We start from the raw sequence: 24,160 nt of genomic DNA on the forward strand, positions 1-24,160 counted from the left end.
ACATAACATCACTCTTTACACTGATTTTAATTAAAATTTTGAATTATACTTTTATGAAAAGATTTACTGTTGCGCTGTTTTTAGGGCTGAATATTCTTATTGTTAATACTTTATGGAGCCAAAAAGGCGTAGTTGATTCTTCTCCAGTTTTAAAAAGTGAAATTTTAGTTAGAGAAATGCCTTATTCGTTTTATTTACCTGATAGTTATGAGAAATCGAACCGAAGTTACCCCGTTTTATATTTATTGCATGGAATGTGGGGAGATCATACGGATTGGGTCATTAAAGGAGAAGTTAATAGAATAGCTAGTACTTTGATTAAAAGTGGGGATATTCCTGAGATGATTATTATCATGCCAGATGGTTTGACAGATGCTTTTTACATCAATAATTATGATGAATCAGTAAAATGGGAAGATTTCTTTTATGAAGAATTCATTCCAGCTATTGAGGACAAGTATAGAATTGTTAAAAACCGAAGTAATAGAGCTATAGCAGGACTATCTATGGGAGGTTATGGGGCTTTGTACCATGCGATTACTCATAAGGATCTTTTCAAAGCCTGCTATGCTATGAGTGCTGCTGTTCTGGAAGTTGATCCTAATGATGGAGCCCCAAGGAATAGTGATTTTAACCGCAAATTATGGGGGCCAGACAACGAAGCAGGTGTACCTGAAAATTTTAAAAAGCATTCGGTTCAGGAGATTATCAAATCCATGGATACCTATAAGGCTCCTAACCCTTATAATGATGATGAAATTGCATTGCCAGCCATCACATTGGATTGTGGTGATGATGACTTTTTGTTAAAGCAGAATACCAATTTAACCCATATTATGAAAGAAAAGAAAATCCCTTTCGAGCTCAGAGTGAGAGATGGTGGACATACATGGGAATATTGGAGAACTGGATTGGATTTGGGATTAAAGTTCGTAGGGGACTCATTCAGAAATTAATTTAAGTCCCTCAATTTTTTCAGCTTCTTCTTCAAATTTATCTTTAAGTGATTGTTTTATTCCTAAAGTGGCTGAGCAAGTCTCTGTAAATTCTTGATTCTTAATATCTGCTTCGAAATCTGAAATCAGACGCATTACTTCATTAGTGATTTCGTAACCATATTCAATATCATAAATCTCTTCGATGGTAACTTCAATAAGTTTTGAGGCTTCTAATGCTTCAAATGCAGCAGTTTTATAAGCATTGATTAATCCAGGAACTCCTAATTTTGTACCTCCAAAATAACGAACCACCACTATCAAAACTTCCGTCAAGTTCTTGGATTTAATTTGTCCTAAAATGGGGTCACCAGCCGAATGATTGGGTTCTCCATCATCATTGGCTCTCAATTTATCTTGTGTTAAAATGTAAGCATAACAATGATGGCGACCATCATGATACTGTTTTTTCACTTCATCCAATCTTTCTTTCACTTCATCCTCATCTCTTACACGAAAAGCCAATCCAATGAATTTACTGCCTTTTTCTTTGTAAAAACCCTCGCCACCTTTAGAAATTGTATTGAAATAGTCCTTCATTTAGTCTTTAGAATTTTATCAAAAGAATGCTCAAATTAGAGGTTTTTAAGCAATTTTGAGTTAAAAATAGCATTTATTGCGCCATAAAAAGTATTTTTACCCCTATGAGGCAAAACTATCAAATTTCTGAGCAATTCCCTTCCCCAGAAGAGGAAGAAGCACTGAGTTTTCCTCTTTTTGCTCGAAAAGAATATTGGCTGCTTCATTTGAAGGAAGATGTTTTAGTTCCGCTAACAATAAGAAATCATCAAGATGAAATAATGGCATTTTGTTGTTTTGGTCAGGTAAAAAATAGGTTGATCACACCATTTAATGCCCCTTTTTTTTCATTATACTCGACTGGAAATCATGAAAAGGTATTTTTAGTATCCGAAATGATCAACTATTGCAAAACCATATATAATCTTCCTGTTCAAATGACAGTGAAATCTGATTTGGACTTTTATAAATTTCAGAATTCAATTTCAACTTTAAATATCAAGAAAGTTGAGATAGGGAGCCAATGGGATATTATTAGTGATAGTTTTATAAAACAGATCAAGAAAAAGCGTAAAAGAAGAAGGTTAAAGGCTCTTCTAGCAGAGAAAACTTTTGAAATTCAGGAAGTACGCATAAATGAATGGGAAGAAGTATATGAACAAAATTTAAGCTGGAGGATAGAAAAAGGACATCAAAATTTTATGAATCAAGATGAAATGTTGAAAGCTAAAATTGAATTTCCTCAGTCATATCATGCTTTTCAATTGAAAAAAGATCAAGATTTAATTGGAACTGCCTATTTTTTGAAAGTTGACCAGAATATGATTTATGTTTACTCTCTTATAACTTCTCCTTCTATTGATTCTGAAGAACCTTCACTTTTATTGTGGAAAGCAATTTATGATTATGCTAAAAATGATAATATTTCAACTGTTGATATGGGAACTTCTATGTTTCCTGATGGAAATATAAATAAGGATTTGGCTCGTTATAAACAATTTATAGGCGGTTCATATTATAAGAAATACACTTTTGAATGCTAAAGTATTGGACAAAATATTATCATAGCATTTGGAGTGGAATCCTACTATTGATAAGAATGATAGCTGGTTTTGGAGTCCAAAAAGTAGTTGCTATTTTCTATGGCCCCGCAGGAACTACTCTTTTTAGCCATTTTCAAAATTTTGTAGCTTTGTTTACTCAGCCCATTCAAGATGCAGTTGCCAATGGATTGATCAATGCTTTTCCTAAAAAGTCATTTCAGAAAACTCAGATAGTTGGCGCTTCAATCATTATTGTAGTTCTTTTAACTTTATCAAGCGGATTGATTTTATTTGTGAGTAATCAATTTAGACAAAGCTATTTCTCATTTAGTTTGGAGAATTGGTTGTTTATTATTCCTTCGATTCTTCTTTTTTGCTTTGGGCTAATAGTTTCTGCGATTTATGTTATTCAAAAGAGATTGAAGCTGTATTCAATTATTATAATAATGCAGTGGTCTTTATTTTTTCTATCAGTATTTTATCTTGATTTAGCGCTTAATCACTTTTTAATTTTTTGGTTAGGCAATCAATCTGTCTTTTCAATAATTCTAATTATTCCAATTCGACCTTTCCTGAAATTCAATTTTAAGATTAATAAAGAGGTAAAGAGTCATTTTAAACAATTTCTGATTATGGCTTTAACCATTTGGTTGAGCAGTAAATGGGTGGATTATTATGTTAGAGAATTTGCAATTCAAGAATTTGGGACAATTCAAACAGGTTTATGGCAATCTGTAGTTAGAATTTCAGAGGCATATAGAGGACTCGTCATAAGTTTTTTATTTTTAAGTTTGTATCCTATGCTATCTCAAAAATTAGCAGCAAATAAGTTACAAATAAATACTCTGAGAAGGTATTATTTACTATACTTTCTAACTTCCCTTTTTTTCCTCTTTTTAGTTTTCCAGTTTAATGAATTTATTTTGAAAACTCTTTATGATGCTCAATATCAGCAAGCGAGCAATCTTTTTCAATTTCAGATTATAGGAGATCTCTTTGCATTTTTAGCCTTTCCATTCTCCATTTTCTTCATTGCTTCAGTTAAAACTAAATCTTATATCATCATAGAACTACTAAGTGCACTTATATTTGTAGCTTTAATTGTAATAAAAACTGATATCGGAATTGAAATTTTAGTTTATGCACATATCATTCGATTTATTTGTTATTTTTTAATGGTTTCTTCACTTGGAATAAAAAGTTTAAGTCATGACCGCTAAAGTTGTCGTTATTTGTTTGTGCTACAATCATGAAAAGTATGTGGAAGAAGCATTGAGTTCTGTTTTGGCTCAAACATATCCAACGGAATTAATTGTTGTAGACGATGCTTCTAGTGATGATAGTGTGAGGATAATTACAGAATTTGTGAAACTGCATAGTGATCGAACTATTCAAACTCTATTCTTTGAAAGAAATGCCGGGAATTGTAAGGCTTTCAATACAGCTTTGGAGTTAACAAATGCAGATTATATAATTGATTTAGCAGCTGATGATATTCTGTTAGCGGATAGGGTGGAAGAGGGTGTGAAAAATATGGAGTTAAACCAAAGCATAGCTATCAATTTTACCAATGCAAATTATATAAATGAAGAGGGCGAATTTATAAAATCTCATTATGAAATAAATAAAGCAGGTGATGCTATGGTGAAAGTTCCCCAAGGAAATTTGTTTCATCATATATTGGAACGATACTTTATATGTTCTCCAACTATGATGTATCGAGCTAGTTTTTTTAAGGAGATTGGCGGTTATGATGAAACCTTAGCTTATGAAGATTTTGATATTATGCTCAGACTTTCTAGAAATCATCCCTTTAGTTATACAGATAGAATTTTGGTGGAGAAAAGAGTTTTAAGTGCTTCGATGTCTTCAAAACAGTATAAAAAAGGAAGTAGACAATTAGAATCAACTTTGAATATTTGTAAGAAAACATTCCAATTGCTTCAAAACAAAAGAGAGAAAAAAGCATTTTTAAGAAGAGTAGCTTATGAAAGCAAACAAGCATTTATTCATAAAAGGTTCTTATTGTTCGTAGCATTTATTAATTTAGAGGTTAAAACCATTTTGCAAAAATGAAGAAAATACTTTTTGTGTGTTTAGGAAACATCTGTCGATCACCACTGGCAGAGGGATTAATGTCTGGTAAAATAATCAAGTCAAATATTGAAAAACAGTTCAAGATAGATTCATGCGGAACAGCAGATTATCACATTGGGGAATTGCCAGATGAAAGAACACGTGAAAATGCACTTAAAAATGGTTTAGAATTAAAACAGAGAGCAAGACAATTTGAGCCTGCAGATTTCAATCGTTTCGATCATATTTTGGTAATGGATAATGCCAATAAAATGAAAATTATTGGATTGGCTACTTCTGAAGAGCATTTACAAAAAGTGCAGTTAATGCGAGATTTTGAAACAGAAGTTGATATGCAAGGTACTGACGTACCAGATCCGTATTACGGAGGTGACGAGGGTTTTCAAAAGGTATTTAACATATTAGATCGATGTACGGATAATCTATTGAATTATCACCTTCAGGCGATCGAAAACTAATTATCTTAGTTCTATGGGACTTTTACAATTCATTTTAATGATAAAAATTGAATTAATTTTTAATTAAAAAATTACTAATTATTAATTAAACTAGTTATCCCACCAGCTTCTTCTTCTGTTCAATTTTAAATCCTGAAGAATTGATGCTTTAACTCCTATATCTACACTAAAGGACTGGAATCTACCAAATGGCACCCAGTTAGCATTTATCTGCCAACAGTGAAGATTTCTAAAAATATTGATTGAAGTTTGAGTAAAGTCCTTCCTTTGAAAATCATATCCAGAAGTAAATCCAACTTTCCAATTTTCTGTAAAATTCACATCTCCGCTAAAATTCATGGTTTGTTGAACAGTGGCTTCCTCAAACCCTTGCCTGCTCCATCTAATATTATATCGAACTCTTAAATTCCAAGGCACATCAAAATCTACATACATATCTGGATTATTGGATAAGGCTTGAACTTGGTCTTCTGTAGCACCTGCCTCCCGAGCTTGATCTTCCAGATTATTTCTATTTTCATCATCACTCTTTTTTCCTGCAGGATTTAAATTTGTTGATAAGGCAACATTAGCGGTAGTTAATCTTCCAATGCCTTGTCCTCCTTCCCAAGCATATTGATCAATTCTCCTTTGGAACACCTCTTCCGTTCCATTTTCTCTAGTTGTAATGCTATCTAGAACCATTACGTAAGGATCAATTCCTGTTTGAATATTAATATCAAGTTTCTTATTAAATAAATTGGTACGTGCGTTAATTGAAATAGGAGCCAATCTGAAAGAGTCTGCCAGCATATTGTAACTTGTAGAAAATGAAAGGTTATCAAATATTTTAACTTTCTTAGGTAGGTCTGAGGTGTCACTTTCTTTTTTAACCTTCATTTCAATTGTATTGGCTAATGAGATACCGATTGTTCCAGATTCCCCTCTTCCAGGGCTTCCATATGCAAAGCCTTCATATTTTGAGAATATTCTAGTGTTTCCTAAAGAGTCAGTTTGTACTTCTTTGTAGATACCATATTGTTCTTCTCCGAAATCAGGTCTCCAATTTAAATTTACTGATGGGGTCATAATATGGCGTACTGCTTTTACAGGGCCGTTTTTAGGGTAAATGGTACCATAAAGTCTGGTGGTAAAGCCTATACCTGCATTATAGGAAGAAGCCCTACTAAAAGTATTTACAGTGTCAATTACCACTCTATTTAAAGAGTCACTGTAACGATGGTTTAATTCTCTTAAATACCAAGTTTCATCATAATTAAAGCTAGGACTGGCCGTGATGAATTTTAAGAGGTTAAAAGAAGTTGATACAGGTATTCTATGACGTCCACCGTTGTTAGCTCTTTCCAGTAAGTAGGGTAAGTTTTCTTGACTAAAATCTGCTATACTATCTTTAGTAGCATCTGGCCCAACTCTTCCTATATTGTTGGTTATTCTATTGGTAGAAGTAAAATTATAGGAATAATTCACTTTTTGAAGCCAATCTAGCCCTGTGACATTTACCGATTTAAAAGGGTATTGTCTGTTCATATTCAAAGCCACCTCAGGAAGTAATAAGTTGATTTCATTAGTCCTAACATCCTGATCGTGTCGGGCGCTAATAGCATAATTAAATGGAGTACCCTCAATTACATTTGAGTATGAAATATTAGAGTTGAAATTAGCTGTAACCTGTTGCTGATAATTTTGAGTTGGGTTGTTTTGATTAAAAGAAGAAGTACCACCATTTACTGAGGCTGAAAAACGACCAGTACCTTTTGATTCAGGCCTGTGAGACCATTGTACCCAAAAATCCCTAGATATGGCTGTGTCAGCTTCAGTTTCACCTAATCGTTGTTGGTTGAAACGAATATTTAAATTACCATTATAGCTATATCTTTTTTTATAGTTTGAGGCAACGGAAACCCCATAACTTCCTTTAGAATAAATTTCACCTCTTAAAGCCATATCAGCATATTCATTGATAGCCCAATAATAACCACCATCTCTCAAGAAAAATCCTCTTCTATTTTCTTCTCCATAAGTAGGGAATAAAATCCCTGAAGTTTTATTGTTGGGCATCGGAAACATTCCAAATGGAAATACGAAAGGAGTTGGCAATTCTGTAATTTCTAGATTAAAAGGACCTGCCAAAATCTTATCCCCTGGAATAAGTTTGATTTTATTTGCAGAAATTCCAAAGTGAGGATGTTCCAAATTACAAGTAGTATAAAGGGCATGATCACTGAACATTTCATCTTTTTCATTCTTTTTTGTCCAGTTCGAGTGCATAAAAGCCTCTCCTTGCTGTGTAACCACTCCTTTAATTACCGCTTTTTTTGTATCAAAATTGTAGGTGATTTGATCTGTTTGATAAACCTGCCCTTTGTCCGTAAAAACAGGCTTTCCTGTAACTTTGTCTGCAGAGTCTTTTAAGCCACTGGCATCTAAAATTTTAGTATTATAATTAACTTTTATTTTATCTGCGTCCAGTTCAATATCTCCATAATCTACATGAGATTCTTTATACATAATAATGTCCTGCGTTTTCAAGTTAAAGTTCATAGAGTCCTTGGCACTGTAATTGACAGTGGTGGCAATATCACCTTTCTTTTTTCTTTTAACAGAATCACTAGCTGCCACGTTAATAGAATCAGAGCTTGTGATTGAAGAATCAGGTAGGTTAGTTAAAATAGAATCTGAAAGAAAAAGGGAAGAATCGGTTTTTATTGAATTGCTAATTAATGAATCAGATTTCTGCTTGACAGAATCTGATTCCTGAGCAAAACCTAAAAATGGTGCAACAATTATGAAAATACTTAAAATATACCGCCTCAAATTATTCTGTGGATTTTTCCGATTTGATGAATTTTTGCAATCTTTGTGTAAAATTATACTATTCAAATTTAACAACCGAAAGATTGTGAAAAATATTACCATCCTTTCTACACTTACTATTTTGATGGTCCTTGGCTCATTCACAAATCTTAACAAACCCTCATACAAAATTGATAAGGTTGTGATTGATGCTGGACATGGCGGCAAAGATAGTGGAACAAGAGGTGTAATGTCAAAGGAAAAAGACATAGCTTTAGATATTGCCTTAGAATTAGGTGAAATTATTAAAGAATATTTGCCAGATGTTGAAGTCATTTACACTAGAACTGATGATAATTTTATTGAGCTTGATGAACGCTCGAACATCGCAAACAAAAATGGTGCCGACCTGTTTGTTTCCATCCACTGCAATGCAGTAGATTACAGTGATAAAGTTCACGGAACAGAAACTTGGATAATGGGACTGCATAAATCTGAAACTAATCTAAATGTTGCCAAAAGAGAAAACTCAGTAATCTTGATGGAGGAAAATTATGAAGAAAGATATGAAGGCTTTGACCCTAATGATCCTGCTTCCCATATTCTTTTTTCTTTATATCAAAATGCATATTTGTCTAATAGTTTGAAATTAGCTGAAAAGGTTGAATATCAATTTGATAAAAGAGTTGGGCGGCACAGTAGAGGAGTAAAACAAGCAGGATTTGTAGTTTTATTTAAAAGTTCGATGCCTAGCGTTTTAATAGAAACAGGATTTTTAAGTAATCCTCAAGAAGAAAGATATTTGAACGATGACTTGGGAAAGACGTATATAGCATCTGGCATCTTCCGTGCAATAAGAGATTACAAAGTCGAAATAGAATCAATGAACTAAAATTATACAACTTTGAAAATAGCTAAAGAAATTAAAGTTGCCGTACTGGCAATTGTATCAATCGTAATATTTTATTTTGGATTTAATTTCCTAAAAGGGATAGATTTTTTCAATCCTACTAATGAGTATTATGCTGTTTATGATCATGTAAATGGACTTACAGCTTCTAACCCAGTTCTGTTAAGTGGCTTATCTGTGGGTAGAGTTAGTAAAATAGAAATATTGCAAGAAAAGGATAATCATCTTAAAGTATACTTTGAGGTGAGAGAAGATATCACTTTAGGAGAAGAGTCTGTTGCAATGCTTGCGACTGATATTTTGGGCTCTCAAACCATTGTAATCCAAAGAAATAAGGTGACAAATCCATTACCAGATGGGAGTGAGATAAAAGGCGGTATTGAACCATCCTTAACTTCCCAAATTCAAGAACAGGCTTACCCTGTATTAAAAACCGTAGATTCAGTAGGCCAACATTTGAATGCAATTTTATCAAATATCTCAAGGAATGAAGAAGCTATTCAAAATATAATGCTTAATGTAGAGATAACCACTCAAAATTTAGCTAAGATATCTGAAAAACAAGCTACTATTAATTCCGTCATTGATGATTTTAAAAAGATATCAGCCACTTTAGCAGATGAAAAGGATGGATTAAAAGCACTATTGCAAAAAACCAACGGAATAGCAGATTCTGTAAATAATTTGGAACTAGCTAAAGTAGTCAACAGATTAGACACTACATTAATTAATATTAATAATACTGTTGCTGCTATGCAAGATGGAGAAGGAACAGTTGATAAATTACTCAATGATGATTCTTTATATACAAATTTGAATCAAACGTTGGTTGATTTGGATGCCCTTTTAATAGACATGAAAGATCAACCTAAAAAATATGTACACTTCTCATTATTCGGAAGAAAAGACAAAGACAAGAAGAAAGACTAAAGGAAACACTCAAATAATTATTAAATATATCAGGAAACGACTCAATGGATATCGCATTTAATAAAAACGAAGACCTCAACAAACAAGAGGTAGACAAACTCAAACACAAATTAGAAAAAGTTTATTTAGGTGGAGGCGAGAAAAAAATTGCTTCTCAACATGAGAAAGGTAAACTCACTGCTAGAGAACGCATCGATTATTTAGTAGATGATGATTCTGAATTTTTGGAGGTTGGTGCTTTTGCTGCTGATGGAATGTATGAGGATGTCGGTGGATGTCCTTCTGCTGGAGTAGTGACAGGAATAGGCTATGTAGAGGGAAGGCAAGTAATGATAGTAGCAAATGACGCCACTGTAAAAGCTGGAGCCTGGTTTCCAATGACAGCCAAAAAGAATTTACGGGCTCAGGAAATAGCAATGGAAAACCGCTTGCCAGTAATTTATCTGGTAGATAGCGCAGGAGTTTTTCTTCCAATGCAAAACGAAATTTTCCCTGATAAAGAACACTTTGGAAGACAGTTTAGAAATAATGCTAAAATGTCTTCCATGGGAATCATACAAGTAGCGGCCATCATGGGAAGCTGTGTTGCAGGTGGTGCCTATTTACCTATTATGGCGGATGAAGCTATGATAGTGAATAAAACCGGATCCATCTTTTTAGCAGGTTCTTATTTGGTGAAAGCCGCAATAGGAGAGACTATTGATAATGAGACATTAGGTGGAGCTAGCACACATTGCGAAATCTCTGGCGTTACGGATAATAAACACGAAACAGATCAGGATTGTTTAGATGACATCCGTAGAATATTTAATAAAATTGGAAGTTTCGAAAAAGCAGGGTTTAATAGAGAAGAGCCAGCTGCACCTGCTAAAGATGAAAAAGAAATATACGGTATCCTTCCTAATGATAGGGTAAAACCATATGATACTAAAGATATCATCGAAAGATTGGTAGATAACTCAGAATTTGATGAGTATAAAGCGCTTTATGGAAAATCCATTATCTGCGGAACAGCCAGAATTGATGGTTGGGCAGTAGGAATTGTAGCCAATCAAAGAAAGGTAGTAAAAACCAAAAAAGGTGAAATGCAGATGGGGGGAGTAATTTACTCTGATTCTGCTGATAAAGCAGCTCGATTTATCATGAATTGTAATCAGCGTAAGATCCCTTTGGTATTCCTACAGGATGTAAGTGGTTTTATGATTGGTAGTAAATCTGAACATGGAGGAATTATCAAGGATGGTGCTAAAATGGTAAACGCCATGGCAAATTCAGTAGTGCCAAAATTCACTATTGTAATTGGTAATTCCTATGGTGCTGGAAACTATGCTATGTGTGGAAAGGCTTACGATCCTCGTTTGATCTATGCTTGGCCTACAGCTCAAATCGCAGTTATGAGTGGAGCAGCAGCAGCTAAAACCTTATTGCAAATTAAAGTAGCTACTTTAAAAGCAAAAGGAGAAGTAATTTCCGATGAAGATCAGGAGAAAATGTTAAAAGACATTACTGATAAATATAACGAGGAACTTTCTCCTTATTATGCCGCTTCAAGATTATGGGTGGACGGAATCATTGATCCATTAGAAACTAGAAAGGTAATTTCTATGGGAATAGAGGCAGCAGATCATGCTCCTATTGAAAAGCCTTTTAATGTAGGCGTAATTCAAACCTAAATCACTGAAAATTGGAATTGGATAAAAACGAATTTAAAGCTTTAGTTTCCCTTTTGGAGGATGAGGATGAAGAAGTAAATCGTCATGTGGAAGGGAAAATAATGTCTTTAGGCAGCGATATTATTCCTTTTTTGGAAGAACAATGGGAGAATAGCTTTGACCCGAATATTCAGCGAAAAATTGAGGATATGATCCATACCCTTCAGTTTTCTCAACTTAAAGAGCGATTTAGAGCCTGGAAAGAAAAAGGTGGGGAAAGTCTGCTAGAGGGAATGTGGTTGGTTTCTTTGTATCAATATCCAGATACTGAACTCAATGATTTGAATAAAGAAATAGAGCAAATCTATTATGATATTTGGGTGGAATTAAAGGAAGATTTACATCCTTACGACCAAATCAAAATCATAAATGGTGCGCTTTTCACCAAATTAAAATTCAGGGCGAATACAAAGAATTTCCATTCACCCAATAATTCCTTTTTGAAATCAGTTTTGGAAAGCAAAAAGGGAAATCCTATTTCACTATCAGTAGTCTATATGTTGGTGGCTGAAAAGTTAGGTTTGCCAATTTACGGAGTAAATTTGCCGAATTTATTTATTATCACTTATAAAAGTGAAGAAGTTCAGTTTTATGTCAATGCTTTCAATAGAGGTTTAATCTTTTCTAACAAAGACATCGATAACTACTTAGCCAATCTAAATTTAACTCCCAAACCAATTTATTATGAGCCTTGCTCAAATGAAGACATCATCAAAAGAGTGTTGAGAAACCTCATTATGGCTTTTGAGAAATTAGGAGAACATCATAAATCTGAGGAAGTTAAAGAGCTTTTAATTGAGGTTTCTGGCGGAATTGATTTTGATGCACTGGGCTTATAGGTTAGCCCTAAATTAAGGATCATAAAGTTTTTTATTTATATTTAATTCTTAACTGTTAAATATGAATAATTCAGATTCAAGGATCTTTTTCATCATGGGTGTATCAGGCGTTGGTAAAACAACAGTAGGTAAACTTTTAGCCCAAAATTTCAATATTCCTTTTTTTGACGGAGATGATTTTCATCCAGAGTATAATATAAAGAAAATGGCTGGTGGCCATCCCTTGAGTGATGAAGATCGTCTGGAATGGCTTAAGAGTTTAAATAAACTAGCCAAAGATCATGCAAAAGAATCAGGTTGTGTTATTGCATGCTCCGCCTTAAAAGAAAACTACAGAAATTTACTAGAGGACGACCTAAATCAATCTCCTCATTGGATTTATCTTGAAGGAAGCTTTGACCTTATTTCTAGCCGTTTAAAGAATCGAAAAGGCCATTATATGCCTTCAAATTTACTTCATTCTCAGTTTGATACGCTGGAAATACCTGATAATGCACTTACATTTAACGTAGAAAATCCCGCAGAAGAAATTGTTGAAATGATAGTCCAAAAATTAAATGATCAGGCTGAATTTGGGTTGATTGGTTTAGGTGTTATGGGCAAAAGTCTATGTAGAAACCTTGCTTCAAAAGGTGTGAAAATATCCATGTTTAACCGACATGTGCCCGGAAAGGAAGAAAATATAGCCAGTGATTTTAAACAACAACATAAAGAACTTGAAAATGCTCTGGCTTTTGATGAACTACATAAGTTCGTAAGTTCCCTGCAACAACCACGAAAAATATTTTTGATGGTTAATGCAGGTTCAGCGATAGATGCTGTTATTGAAGAATTAGCTCCACTTCTATCAAAAAATGATATAATCATTGATGGTGGTAACTCACATTATGAAGATACAGCTAGAAGAGAAAGCTTATTATCTGAAAAAGGACTCTTTTTTATAGGTTGTGGAGTCTCTGGAGGTGAGGAAGGTGCATTAAAAGGTCCATCTATTATGCCAGGTGGTGATTTGCAAGCTTATGATTTGATAAAACCATATCTTGAAAAAATAGCGGCTAGAGATAAAAATGACAATGCTTGCTGTACCTACATAGGAAAATCAGGAAGCGGTCATTTCACTAAAATGTTGCATAATGGTATTGAATATGCAGAAATGCAATTATTGGCAGAATTCTATCAAATATTTAAGACTAAGGGTAATAATCCAGATGAGATTGCTGAAATCCTATCTAAATCAGACGTGGATACACAAAGTTATTTACTGGAAATCACAATTGATATTTTAAAGAAAAGAGAAGGTAATGATTGGCTAATCCATAAAATACTAGATAAAGCAGGTAATAAAGGAACGGGTAACTGGACTACCATTGCTTCTGCCCAATTAGGAGTGCCTTCAACACTCATCGCAGGATCGTTATTTGCTAGGTATCTATCTGCCTTCAAAGATGATAGAGATCGAGTGCAAAATATTTTGCCTAGTGAATTAAGTGCCATTGAAGTTTCTATTGATCATATATTGGAGGCTTACCAACTAGCAAGAATTATTAACCATATTCAGGGATTTAAATTTTTAAAAGAGGCTTCAGAAACCTATAAGTGGTCGCTTAATTTAAGTGAAATTGCCAGGATCTGGACAAATGGCTGTATTATTCGATCAGAGCTTATGGAGAAATTAGTTGATATGCTCAAAAGTGGAGATGATTTGATTTTACATACAGAAATCAGTTCTTCTATCAAAAAACTAAAACCCGCGCTGTCTAAAGTTGTTGCCAAATGCATTGAAAGTAACATAGCGGTTCCTTGTTTGAGTGAAGCAATCAATTTTTTAAATGGTATTTCTCAAGCTGATTCCCCAGCTAATCTGATTCAGGCGCAAAGAGATTATTTTGGAGCACATACTTATCAAAGAGTGGACGATAAATCTGGCAAGTTTCATCATACCGAATGGTTAAAATAATTTGATTATGGACTATAGTTTACTTTTAGCAGTTTTTACTGGGATTGCAGTTTTATTGATTTTAATTCTTAAAGTTAAACTACATGCATTTGCTTCCTTATTAATTTCCAGTATAAGTGTTGGTATATTGGCAGGACTTGAACCAATTGCTATTATGGATACCGTTAAGGAAGGAATGGCAAATACCCTTGGTTTCGTAGCCACGGTAGTAGGATTGGGAGCTATGTTTGGTGCCATTTTGGAGCACTCTGGAGGCGCCAGAATAGTAGCTGATTTCTTATTAAAAAAGTTTGGTGTCAAAAAAGCTTCCAGTGCCATGGCTGTGGCAGGCTTTATCATTGCTATTCCTGTATTTTTTGAGGTAGGTTTTATTTTATTGGTTCCGATGATTTATGCTTTGCATAAGCAGACGGGCAAATCTCTTTTGATTTTTGCATTACCACTCTTGGCAGGTTTAGCCGTAACTCATGCTTTTATGCCGCCTACACCAGGCCCTATTGCAGTAGCCGATATAATCGGTGCTGACTTAGGTTGGGTTATTTTAATTGGTGGCATTGTAGGTTTACCTTCAGCAATTATAGGAGGTATTTTATATGGAAAATATATAGGTAATAAAATATTTGTTGATTTACCTGCTCTATCTTCTAAAAGTGAAACAGATACAGAGGAAAACAATAAGAAACAACCTCATATTTATACCATATTGGCAATAATAGCCATTCCAATACTCCTAATTCTTCTAAGTACTTTCAATGACAGTGGATTGCTTCCCATCTCTAATCAAATATTAAGTGAAGCAATTACTTTAATAGGGCATCCATTTGCTGCTTTAATTATTGCCAATATTATAGCCTGGTATGTTTTGGGAATTAGATTAGGTTTTACAAAAAAGGAATTACTAGATATCAGCACCAAATCAATGGGGCCGGCAGGTATGATTATTTTGATTACTGGTGCTGGTGGGGTTTTTAAGCAGGTTTTAGTGAATACGGGAGCAGGTGAAATGTTGGCTAATTCTTTGTCTGATATAGGGTTTCCAGTGATAGTATTTGCCTTTTTTGTAGCACTATTGATTCGAGTAATGCAAGGCTCGTCAACAGTAGCCATGATTACCGCTGCAGGTTTGGTATCCCCATTGATAATGGCTGATACCAGTGGTTTTACTTTGGCATGTCTTGTAATTGCAATTGCAGCAGGAGGTACCTTCATGTCGCATGTAAATGATAGCGGATTTTGGTTAGTTAAGGAATTATTGGGAATAACTGAAAAACAAACTTTTAAAACCTGGACTATTATGACCGGAATTATAGCTGTTTCAGGCTTTTTAATGGTTTTGCTGATTCATGTGATTTTTCAATAGTAGATATGAGCTAAACCTATCGCCAGCGTCTCGCTGGTGATAATTAATGGTGCCTCTGGCACGTAATAACTAACTGGTTGCGTTAAGATTAAAGTTCAGCATTTCAAAGCTAAAGTCTGCCAGAGGCGGAATTAGATTCCACCAGCCGGAGATTCTGTGTTGAAAACCAAATGATTTTTCATTAAATTTACAATTAGGAAAACAAATCAAGAGCGGACTTGATCCAGCTCGGTTAGGGCGGCCTCTCGGGGCTGCTCTAATAAAAATTTATCCTTGTAATATTCTGGATTATATCTTTCTTCTTTTTTCCATAGCGTATAAATTAGTATCAGCAATTTCCTTTGCACGGCCACATAACTTTTCATTTTAATTTTTTGCCTTTCAAATAAGCGATTATAAAAATTACTTGATTGTTCGTCATTTTGAACTGCCGTTAAAGCTGGGAAGTAAAGTGCTTTTCTAATATGTTTATTTCCTTTGTGAGAGATGCGAGGTTTAGTGTTAACTGATGTGCCTGATTGTTTGTTGTTGACATCATAACCGGCATAACATACCAATTGACGACTGTTTCTGATAAGGTTAAAGCCATTTGTTTCTGCTATTACAATGGTTGCTGTAATAAAACCAACTCCTTTTAGGGAGCATATGTATTCAATTTTCTTTTTTAACCATGGGGTTTGACCGACTATTTCTTTCATCTGAGTTTCTACTTGGTCAATCAGCTTATCCAAGAACTTAATGTGTTGCTTGGCTCTCTTTAATGTAAACTTATCGACTTCTGCCATGTGTTCTTTGGCATGTTGTTGGTTCTTGGCCCTGGTTCTTTCATTGAGTAATTGCTCTCTTTCTCTGCTCAGGCCTTTTAATTTCAATAAAGAGACATCCGGTTTTGTCCAGTTGTCAATCTTTTTTAATAAACCAAATTCAGCAATGTGTCTAGCACTGATTTTATCGTCTATGCGCCTCACATCGGTACTACGGCAATAATTAGCTACTTTGTTCGGCAGAACAACAGCAAGTTCAAAACCATTATCGTAAAGCGTGTAAGCCAATTGCTCATGATAAACACCGGTTGCTTCCATGACAACTTGAAGTGGGAGATCATTAAGTTGATGTCTTTTAACCCAATTCATCAATTTCTTGATATCCTTTTTGGTATTGGCAAACTGACCACTTGATACAGTTTTAAATTCAAAATCCTCTTGCAGGGTCATCAGAACGATATCCAGCGTATCCATTGAAACATCGATTCCACAGCATTGTCTAAGTACTTTCATGGCTTTAAAATTTAGTTAAACATCAGCAATAAGATACTCTTATGGATCCTGTCTCGTGTTAATGCAAGATATTTCAATTGATGAAATTCTTTAGATTCTAGTTCGGATTTTACAAAGAGTAAAAACAAGGCGAGGATTATCTCCGGCTCAACATAGCTCATGGCTTGTTTAGGCAAGCGCGTTACTCTCCACCTTGTCCAATTGCTTTATTAAAAATACTAATTACTTTTAAGAATTGTAAACATACGAGCATTGTCTAAGTACTTTCATGGCTTTAAAATTTAGTTAAACATCAGCAATAAGATACTCTTATGGATCCTGTCTCGTGTTAATGCAAGATATTTCAATTGATGAAATTCTTTAGATTCTAGTTCGGATTTTACAAAGAGTAAAAACAAGGCGAGGATTATCTCCGGCTCAACATAGCTCATGGCTTGTTTAGGCAAGCGCGTTACTCTCCACCTTGTCCAATTGCTTTATTAAAAATACTAATTACTTTTAAGAATTGTAAACATACGAGGCAGGTGGAAGAAAAAACCTTAAATCTTTACTGTTTTTGAGGGGTTTTTCATCAAGTCACATTCAAACAAATAAAATATTCTCCCAGCTCATAAAAAGCCAATTGATAGCTTTGGTTGAAGTTTTCTTTTTGGATTTTACCCGTCATTAATGTCCAATCTTTATTTTCTGGCTTAACGCTTAAATGTTCCCTAAAGTCCAATTCTCTTTTCATAAAAAGCTTATACAAAACCTCTTTGGCAGACCAAACTTTAGAAAAGTAGACTAAATTATCCTTGCAATAGGACATTTCTTCCTCGGTATAAAGCCTAGGAGCAATTTTTGCCATTTTTGGTTTAGGCTTTTCAATGTCTATGCCTACATCTAGTTGATAACCAATGGTAAGTGCAATGTAGTTTTCGGTATGCGATAGTGAGATATCATATTCTGAATCGGGTATTTGTGGCTTACCATATTCGTTGCGAAAAATAGGTTGATCAGAGATTTTTAGTTCATTTAAAACAGTTTTGCAAAGCATTCTGCCTGCCATAAATTCCAATTTCTTTTCTGGATGAGTGGTTTCCAATAAAATTTTCTCATCAATAAGGCTTAATCGAACATTTTTGAGGTAGAATTCCAAATCCTCTTCAATTTTCCAAACAGCCAAATGAATATTCTCGTTGATTTGCTTTATGTATTCTAGTGCCATCGCTTAACTTTACAATATGCCTAAAATTAATGTAGAAAAAATTCAAAGCCTAACGGGACACAAAGATTGCTTATATGTAGTGGAACCTGCAAGCGAAAGTCACCTCTTTTTTTCCGCTGGTGGGGATGGAATCGTTGCTCTCTGGGATTTAAAAGATCCTGAATTGGGAACTATGGTGGCTAAGGTACAGAATTCGGTTTATGCACTTCACTATTTAAAGGAGAATAATCAATTGATAGTTGGGCATAATTATGAAGGCATTCATCTGGTTGATGTAGCTGAAAAGCAAGAACTAAGATCTGCTAAAATTACGGAAAGTGCTATTTTTGATATAAAACTTGTCGAGAATATTATTTTAACCGCTTGCGCAGATGGGCAATTGATTTTATCAGATTTGAAAGATTTGAGCACTATAGCCAAATTACAGTTAAGCGATAAAAGTGCCCGAACTATTGCGGTTCATCCTGACGGAAAAGAAGTAGCCCTAGGATTTAGTGATAATACGATTAAAATACTTTCTACCTCTGATTGGCGTTTGAAAAAAGAGATTAAGGCACATGATAATTCAGTATTTACGCTGCAATATTCATTTGATGGCAATATTTTGCTAAGCTCAGGCAGGGATGCTCATTTAAAAATTTGGGATGTGAAAAGTGACTATCTTTTATTGGAAACTATAGTGGCACATATGTATGCCATCAATAATATTAGTTTCAGACCTGATGGGAAGTACTTTGCTACTTGTAGTATGGATAAAAGCATAAAGATATGGGATGCTCAAACTTTTAGATTATTGAAAGTAATTGATAAGGCACGGCATGCTGGTCATGCCACTTCCGTAAATAAATTACTTTGGACTAATTATCAAGACCGATTGGTAAGTGCTAGTGACGATCATACTTTATCAATTTGGGACATACAAATGCATAATAAAAAATAAGGCTGTATATTTATATCTTGAAAAAGTGAAATACTTTTCTTAGCATTAAGACAATTCCCAGTCGAATGCGTTATTTAATAAAATAATAGTATAACAACATGAAGATTACTCCTTTAGAAATACGACAAAAAGAATTTGAAAAAGGCTTTAGGGGCTACGATAAAGATGATGTCAAGGCATTTTTGGCTTCCCTTTCCCAAGAGTGGGAGCGGGAGATGGATATGCAAAAGGAGTTGAAGCTGAAACTTGAAGCGGCAGAGAAGGAAGTGGAAAAGCTTCGTCAGGTGGAAAGTTCACTTTATAAAACTTTAAAAACTGCAGAAGATACGGGTGCGAATGTTATCACTCAAGCCAATAGAACTGCCGAATTGCATTTGAAAGAAACCCAAATGAAAGCAGATAAATTATTGTCAGATGCACAGCAGAGAGCCAAAGATATTGTAGAAGATGCTAATCATAAAGCTCAAACTATTTTGGAAGAAATGGAAGATGAGCTAAAGGAAGTAGCAGATGGATTTAAACTATTGGAGAATCATCGAGATAATGTAGCGGAAGAGCTTAAAAATTTAAGTACGGGCTTAAATGATAAAGTAAAGAAGATTGAGGAACGCATGCAGCATGTGGATATAGAAACCCACCTCAAAAGAGCCAGAAAAGCGGTTAAGAAAATCCAAAATGCAGATGGCTATGAATTGGAAGAACTTAAATCCAAGCCCATAGAACATGAGGCAGCAAAACCTCCAAAAGTGGAAACACCATCCAAGAAAGAACAGCCAGCTAAAGAAAAAAAGGATAAGAAAGAGGATGGAGGAGAAGATACTTCCTTCTTTGATGAAATAACTGCTGATTAAAAATTTTCAATAATCATTTTATGAAAGGAAAAGTAGCACTATCCGGAATGGCTTTTTACGGCTATCACGGCTATTATGTGGAGGAGAATAAACTGGGTAATCATTATACGGTTGATTTGGTAGTGGAAACTGAATTTGAACAAATGGATGATAATTTGGAAAGCACATTAAATTACGAAACACTTTACAAAACCACCGAGGAGGTAATGAAAAAGCCCCTCAAATTACTGGAAACCCTTGCTTTTCATATCGGAAAGAAAATCCTGACCGAAAATAAATCTGCTGTAAAAGTAATGGTTCGTGTGAATAAGATGCAACCGCCCATTGGCGCTTTGTGTGATAAGGCTTATGTGGAATTAGAGGTGGATAGGGGAGATATTTTTTAACAGAGCTACATTTCGTTTTTCTACAGAATTAGATTAGAACGTCATCCCTTTGAAGAAAGGGATCTATTGATTTTAACCTTAGGTTAAAATATGAACCAAAGACAATAGAATGATAAAAGTCTGGTTAATAGTCAATACATCTAGAACCATATGCTAGCAGAAAATCAAATCTGGCAAAATACTTTCTCTAACTTTGAAAAAGCCTTATTACTTTTAAAAGAAGGTGTACTTGATTATGGAATTAATCCTGAATCGATAATCAAAAATGGAGTCATTTTAAGATTTGAATTCACTCACGAATTAGCCTGGAAGGTTTTAAAGGATTACCTTTTATATGAAGGCATCCAAAATGTAACAGGTTCCCGTTCCGCAACTCGTGAAGCATTTAAAATGGGTCTGATATCAGATGGTCAGAAATGGATGGAAATGATAGAAAGCCGAAATAATACAGTTCACACCTATAATGAAAATATATTAAAGGTCGAATACGATAAAATCATAAATCAATACTTTCCATTATTTATTGACTTACAAACAAAAATGAAATCATTGTTATGAGTTTTGGTTTGCCCGATAGCTTAATAGAGAAAATTACAAATATCCTCCAAAGTCATTCAGAAGTGGAAGAAGCTCTAATCTATGGCTCAAGAGCAAAAGGAAACTACAGAGAAGGCTCTGATATTGATATGGTTTTAAAAGGCAAACTACTAACTGAAGAGATTCGAAATCAGATATTTTGGGAAATAGATGAGCTGAATTCCCCTTACACTTTAGATTTATCCATTTATCATCAAATCACATCCCAGGAATTAATTCAACATATCGATAGGGTAGGAAAAACATTATATAATCGAAAGAAACAAGCTGATCGAATTTAATCCCATAATTTAGTTACCAATTCATTAAGTGATACATAGGCACCTACCATTATTACCATATTTTTATCTACAAATAGACCTTGTTGAGACCAGGTGCCATAGGTGAATCGAAAATAATTACTGAAATATTTATTCCATTCAAACCTTAGGCCAATGATAGGGGAGAATTCTAACTCATTTGGGTTTGAATACGTAATCGATTGGTTGCTGTCGTTTATATCATAATTCAACATATAGCTTAATTGACCTCCACCTTCGATATATAGTTTGTTAATCAACTGATAATCTAAAAATAGCGCTAAATCAAGATAATTTAAGGTGAAAATAAAATCTAAATTTCCATATTGCGGAACTGGGATATCTTCATATTTCCATCCCTTTTGATTAAATAAAAGTTCTCCATTTATTGAGAAAGATTTATAAGAAAGGAGTTTTCTCCCAATACCACCATGGAAACCGTATTTTTCACCTATAAACATACCTTGTGCTACTTCAGTAGCATAATTAGCTATGCTTAAACCTGATTTCACATAAATTTCATTTTTTGTTTGAATTTGGCTGAAAGCTTTAAGACTAAAGATTAAAAAGAAAAGAATAAATATGAGACGCATTTGATTGATCTAATTTACGTTTACTTTGTTTTGGCTGACTTTCAATATTTTGATAGTACTATGGAATACGGATATATGTTAAAGTTGCTCTTTTGAGCAGATTCTTTATCCTTGAATTCTAGTATTGTTTTATTTCCATCAAAAAAGACTTCGCAATTGTGAACATTCAATCCTAATGGATCTTTATTTTCGTTTTCATAATATTCAGGAGACCACTTTATTGTTATGTACATCGTTCTTTCGTCAAAAATATGATATTCAAAAGTACCATCAGTATTGATTGGCTCTATGTATAGTTCACCATCGCAAATTGATTCGGATGTGGTTTTATGATATCCACAATTATCAAAATAAAAGGTACCAGCATCATAAATAGTTGAATCAGCTCCTTGACTTGAAATGTAATTGAGCTCGGCTATTTCATAATTCCCTGCTAATTGATCGAGGAAATTATTGTAATATTTCTTTTTGCTGTTGCAGGAGCAAATAATTATAAAGAGTAGAAGTGGGATTAATATTTTCTTAAATAGCATGGTTCTTCTATTTGGTTCTATTGAATTGAAACAATTTTTGTTCCAAAAGAAATAAAAATCACTGTTAAACCATAAAAGTAGTTAGTGAATTTTTGAATTCCACTGTTATTTATGTTGAAATTTGCCTTTTTGTTGAAATTACTGCTATTTCACATTCGGAAAGATTGAACAGAAAATTAGCTATGGAAACGACAAAGAAATATAATCCCGAAACTTATAAAACGCCTACTGGAAGCCAATTGAACTGCAAAGGCTGGGTGCAAGAAGCAGCATTGCGAATGTTGTTAAATAATCTTGATCCTGAAGTAGCTGAAAGGCCAGAGGATTTAATTGTGTACGGTGGAAGAGGTAAAGCCGCCAGGAATTTTGAATCTCTTGATTTGATTATAAAAGCTCTGAAGGATTTGGAGGAAGATGAAACTTTAGTCGTTCAATCAGGTAAGCCGGTTGGAATACTTCCAACTCATAAGGATGCACCAAAGGTATTAATATCAAATTCTCAACTGGTACCGAACTGGGCAAACTGGAAACATTTTGACGAGCTTGAGAAAAAAGGGTTAATGATGTATGGTCAGATGACAGCTGGAAGTTGGATCTACATTGGTTCTCAGGGGATCGTTCAAGGAACTTATGAGACATTTTCTGCGATTGCCAATAAAGATTTTGATGGGAGCTTGAAAGGAACCTTAACTGTTACTGCGGGATTAGGCGGAATGGGTGGTGCTCAACCTCTAGCCGTTACCATGAATGATGGTGTTTGTGTGGTTGCCGAAGTAGAGCAATGGAGAATAGATAAAAGAATAAAAACCAAATATTTGGATGAATCCATAGAGGATATGGATGCTGCCATCGATAGAGCTTTGGAGGCTAAAAAGAATCAGGAAAGAGTTTCAATTGGGGTTCCATGCAATGCTGTTCATTTATTAGAAAGATTAAAAGAAAGAAATGTCATTCCTGATGTTTTAACTGATCAAACTTCTGCACATGATCCATTGATAGGTTATGTGCCTCACCAAATCAGTTTAGAAGAATCCAATGTTTTAAGAGAGCAAGATCCTGATAAATATGAGGAGCTATCTTATGAATCTATGTATCGACATGTAGAACTGATGTTGGAATTGCAAAAAGCTGGAGCTATCACTTTTGACTATGGAAATAATCTAAGAGCAAGGGCACAGGAGAAAGGCTTGAAAAATGCTTTTGATTTCCCTGGATTTGTACCGGCATATATTCGTCCACTATTTTGCGAAGGAAAAGGACCATTCCGTTGGGCAGCACTTTCAGGTGATCTTGCTGATATAGCGGAAACTGATAGAGTGATAAAAGAATTATTTCCAGAAAATGAATCTTTAATGCGCTGGATGGATATGGCGCAAGAAAGAATTGCTTTTCAAGGCTTGCCTTCAAGAATTTGCTGGCTAGGACAAGGAGAAAGAGAAAAAGCGGGCTTGGCATTCAATAAATTAGTGAAAGAAGGAAAAGTGAAAGCACCAATTGTGATTGGCAGAGATCATTTGGATACAGGTTCTGTAGCATCTCCAAATAGAGAGACTGAAGCCATGTTGGATGGTTCGGATGCAGTGGCGGACTGGCCATTGCTAAACGCCTTAGTAAACACTGCAGGTGGCGCCAGCTGGGTTTCTTTGCATCATGGCGGTGGAGTAGGGATGGGCTATTCCATTCATGCCGGAATGGTAATCGTGGCAGATGGCACAGATGATGCAGAAAAGAGATTGAAAAGAGTCTTACGCAATGATCCGGGAATGGGAGTGATTCGTCATGCGGATGCAGGATACGATATCGCTACAGATACTGCAAGAAAACATAAATTAGATATTAAAGAAAGATTAAAATAAAGGTTGTT

Annotated in this window: 23 protein-coding genes; 17 read left to right on the forward strand and 6 right to left on the reverse strand. The window is 34.6% G+C overall.

Going from position 1 to position 24,160, the window contains the following annotated elements; translation table 11 throughout:
* The first annotated feature begins 53 nt into the window (after nt 1-53).
* Complete coding sequence (locus tag ABWH96_RS09565) at nt 54-956, forward strand: alpha/beta hydrolase (RefSeq protein ID WP_375581228.1); 903 nt, start codon at nt 54-56, stop codon at nt 954-956.
* On the opposite strand, the gene ABWH96_RS09570 is transcribed toward ABWH96_RS09565, so the two are convergent.
* A complete protein-coding gene (locus tag ABWH96_RS09570) occupies nt 942-1,535 on the reverse strand; it encodes an IMPACT family protein (protein ID WP_375581229.1) in 594 nt (197 codons plus the stop codon). The genes ABWH96_RS09565 and ABWH96_RS09570 overlap by 15 nt on opposite strands.
* A 104-nt stretch (nt 1,536-1,639) precedes the next feature.
* Here ABWH96_RS09570 and ABWH96_RS09575 point away from each other — a divergent pair, with 104 nt between their 5' ends.
* Genes ABWH96_RS09575 through ABWH96_RS09590 form a run of 4 tightly spaced genes read left to right on the forward strand, consistent with a single transcriptional unit; the run spans nt 1,640 to nt 5,112 of the window.
* On the forward strand, nt 1,640-2,557 hold the full coding sequence (locus ABWH96_RS09575; RefSeq protein WP_375581230.1) for a hypothetical protein: 918 nt from the start codon (nt 1,640-1,642) through the stop codon (nt 2,555-2,557).
* Nucleotides 2,551-3,777, forward strand: coding sequence for a hypothetical protein (locus ABWH96_RS09580; protein ID WP_375581231.1), 1,227 nt, complete (start codon nt 2,551-2,553; stop codon nt 3,775-3,777). Before ABWH96_RS09575 ends, ABWH96_RS09580 begins: the two co-directional genes overlap by 7 nt.
* Nucleotides 3,767-4,633 carry a glycosyltransferase gene (locus ABWH96_RS09585; RefSeq protein ID WP_375581232.1) on the forward strand — a complete coding sequence of 289 codons (867 nt, stop codon included), beginning with the start codon at nt 3,767-3,769 and terminating at the stop codon, nt 4,631-4,633. The genes ABWH96_RS09580 and ABWH96_RS09585 overlap by 11 nt, the downstream gene beginning before the upstream one ends.
* Nucleotides 4,630-5,112, forward strand: a complete 483-nt coding sequence (locus tag ABWH96_RS09590; protein WP_375581233.1) for a low molecular weight protein-tyrosine-phosphatase — start codon at nt 4,630-4,632, stop codon at nt 5,110-5,112. The genes ABWH96_RS09585 and ABWH96_RS09590 overlap by 4 nt, the downstream gene beginning before the upstream one ends.
* A 90-nt stretch (nt 5,113-5,202) precedes the next feature.
* Here ABWH96_RS09590 and ABWH96_RS09595 read toward each other — a convergent pair whose 3' ends face one another.
* Entirely contained in the window at nt 5,203-7,926 is a 2,724-nt protein-coding gene (locus ABWH96_RS09595) for a putative LPS assembly protein LptD (protein WP_375581234.1), read from the reverse strand.
* A 124-nt stretch (nt 7,927-8,050) separates the two neighbouring features.
* Here ABWH96_RS09595 and ABWH96_RS09600 point away from each other — a divergent pair, with 124 nt between their 5' ends.
* From ABWH96_RS09600 to ABWH96_RS09625, 6 genes are all read left to right on the forward strand, one after another.
* A complete protein-coding gene (locus ABWH96_RS09600; RefSeq protein ID WP_375581477.1) occupies nt 8,051-8,797 on the forward strand; it encodes an N-acetylmuramoyl-L-alanine amidase in 747 nt (248 codons plus the stop codon).
* Between the two features lie 12 nt (nt 8,798-8,809).
* Complete coding sequence (locus ABWH96_RS09605) at nt 8,810-9,745, forward strand: MlaD family protein (protein WP_375581235.1); 936 nt, start codon at nt 8,810-8,812, stop codon at nt 9,743-9,745.
* 44 nt (nt 9,746-9,789) lie between these two features.
* Nucleotides 9,790-11,418, forward strand: a complete 1,629-nt coding sequence (locus tag ABWH96_RS09610; RefSeq protein WP_375581236.1) for an acyl-CoA carboxylase subunit beta — start codon at nt 9,790-9,792, stop codon at nt 11,416-11,418.
* A gap of 17 nt (nt 11,419-11,435) precedes the next feature.
* Nucleotides 11,436-12,296, forward strand: coding sequence for a transglutaminase-like domain-containing protein (locus ABWH96_RS09615; protein WP_375581237.1), 861 nt, complete (start codon nt 11,436-11,438; stop codon nt 12,294-12,296).
* Nucleotides 12,297-12,357: 61 nt separating this feature from the next.
* On the forward strand, nt 12,358-14,253 hold the full coding sequence (gnd, locus tag ABWH96_RS09620) for a decarboxylating NADP(+)-dependent phosphogluconate dehydrogenase (RefSeq protein ID WP_375581238.1): 1,896 nt from the start codon (nt 12,358-12,360) through the stop codon (nt 14,251-14,253).
* Nucleotides 14,254-14,260: 7 nt separating this feature from the next.
* Nucleotides 14,261-15,613 (forward strand): GntP family permease, encoded by a 1,353-nt coding sequence (locus tag ABWH96_RS09625; protein WP_375581239.1) that lies wholly within the window; start codon nt 14,261-14,263, stop codon nt 15,611-15,613.
* Between the two features lie 206 nt (nt 15,614-15,819).
* Here ABWH96_RS09625 and ABWH96_RS09630 read toward each other — a convergent pair whose 3' ends face one another.
* A complete protein-coding gene (locus tag ABWH96_RS09630) occupies nt 15,820-16,890 on the reverse strand; it encodes an IS110 family transposase (RefSeq protein ID WP_375580787.1) in 1,071 nt (356 codons plus the stop codon).
* Between the two features lie 571 nt (nt 16,891-17,461).
* Nucleotides 17,462-18,097 carry a 4'-phosphopantetheinyl transferase family protein gene (locus ABWH96_RS09635; protein WP_375581240.1) on the reverse strand — a complete coding sequence of 212 codons (636 nt, stop codon included), beginning with the start codon at nt 18,095-18,097 and terminating at the stop codon, nt 17,462-17,464.
* Nucleotides 18,098-18,113: 16 nt separating this feature from the next.
* On the opposite strand from ABWH96_RS09635, the gene ABWH96_RS09640 reads away from it, so the two are divergent.
* The 5 genes from ABWH96_RS09640 (at nt 18,114) to ABWH96_RS09660 (ending at nt 21,152) form a co-directional block, all read left to right on the forward strand.
* Nucleotides 18,114-19,037, forward strand: coding sequence for a WD40 repeat domain-containing protein (locus ABWH96_RS09640; RefSeq protein WP_375581241.1), 924 nt, complete (start codon nt 18,114-18,116; stop codon nt 19,035-19,037).
* 98 nt (nt 19,038-19,135) lie between these two features.
* A complete protein-coding gene (locus ABWH96_RS09645) occupies nt 19,136-19,888 on the forward strand; it encodes a DivIVA domain-containing protein (RefSeq protein ID WP_375581242.1) in 753 nt (250 codons plus the stop codon).
* 20 nt (nt 19,889-19,908) lie between these two features.
* Nucleotides 19,909-20,274, forward strand: coding sequence for a dihydroneopterin aldolase (gene folB / locus ABWH96_RS09650; protein WP_375581243.1), 366 nt, complete (start codon nt 19,909-19,911; stop codon nt 20,272-20,274).
* Between the two features lie 150 nt (nt 20,275-20,424).
* A complete protein-coding gene (locus tag ABWH96_RS09655) occupies nt 20,425-20,832 on the forward strand; it encodes a nucleotidyltransferase substrate binding protein (protein ID WP_375581244.1) in 408 nt (135 codons plus the stop codon).
* A complete protein-coding gene (locus tag ABWH96_RS09660) occupies nt 20,829-21,152 on the forward strand; it encodes a nucleotidyltransferase domain-containing protein (RefSeq protein WP_375581245.1) in 324 nt (107 codons plus the stop codon). The genes ABWH96_RS09655 and ABWH96_RS09660 overlap by 4 nt, the downstream gene beginning before the upstream one ends.
* On the opposite strand, the gene ABWH96_RS09665 is transcribed toward ABWH96_RS09660, so the two are convergent.
* Both ABWH96_RS09665 and ABWH96_RS09670 read right to left on the reverse strand, forming a co-directional pair.
* A complete protein-coding gene (locus ABWH96_RS09665) occupies nt 21,149-21,763 on the reverse strand; it encodes a porin family protein (RefSeq protein ID WP_375581246.1) in 615 nt (204 codons plus the stop codon). The genes ABWH96_RS09660 and ABWH96_RS09665 overlap by 4 nt on opposite strands.
* 41 nt (nt 21,764-21,804) lie before the next feature.
* Entirely contained in the window at nt 21,805-22,296 is a 492-nt protein-coding gene (locus ABWH96_RS09670) for a hypothetical protein (protein ID WP_375581247.1), read from the reverse strand.
* 182 nt (nt 22,297-22,478) lie between these two features.
* Here ABWH96_RS09670 and hutU point away from each other — a divergent pair, with 182 nt between their 5' ends.
* Nucleotides 22,479-24,152, forward strand: coding sequence for a urocanate hydratase (gene hutU / locus ABWH96_RS09675; RefSeq protein WP_375581248.1), 1,674 nt, complete (start codon nt 22,479-22,481; stop codon nt 24,150-24,152).
* Nucleotides 24,153-24,160: the final 8 nt, after the last annotated feature.

This window comes from Marivirga tractuosa (assembly GCF_042140215.1).
Lineage (GTDB): Bacteria > Bacteroidota > Bacteroidia > Cytophagales > Cyclobacteriaceae > Marivirga > Marivirga tractuosa_A.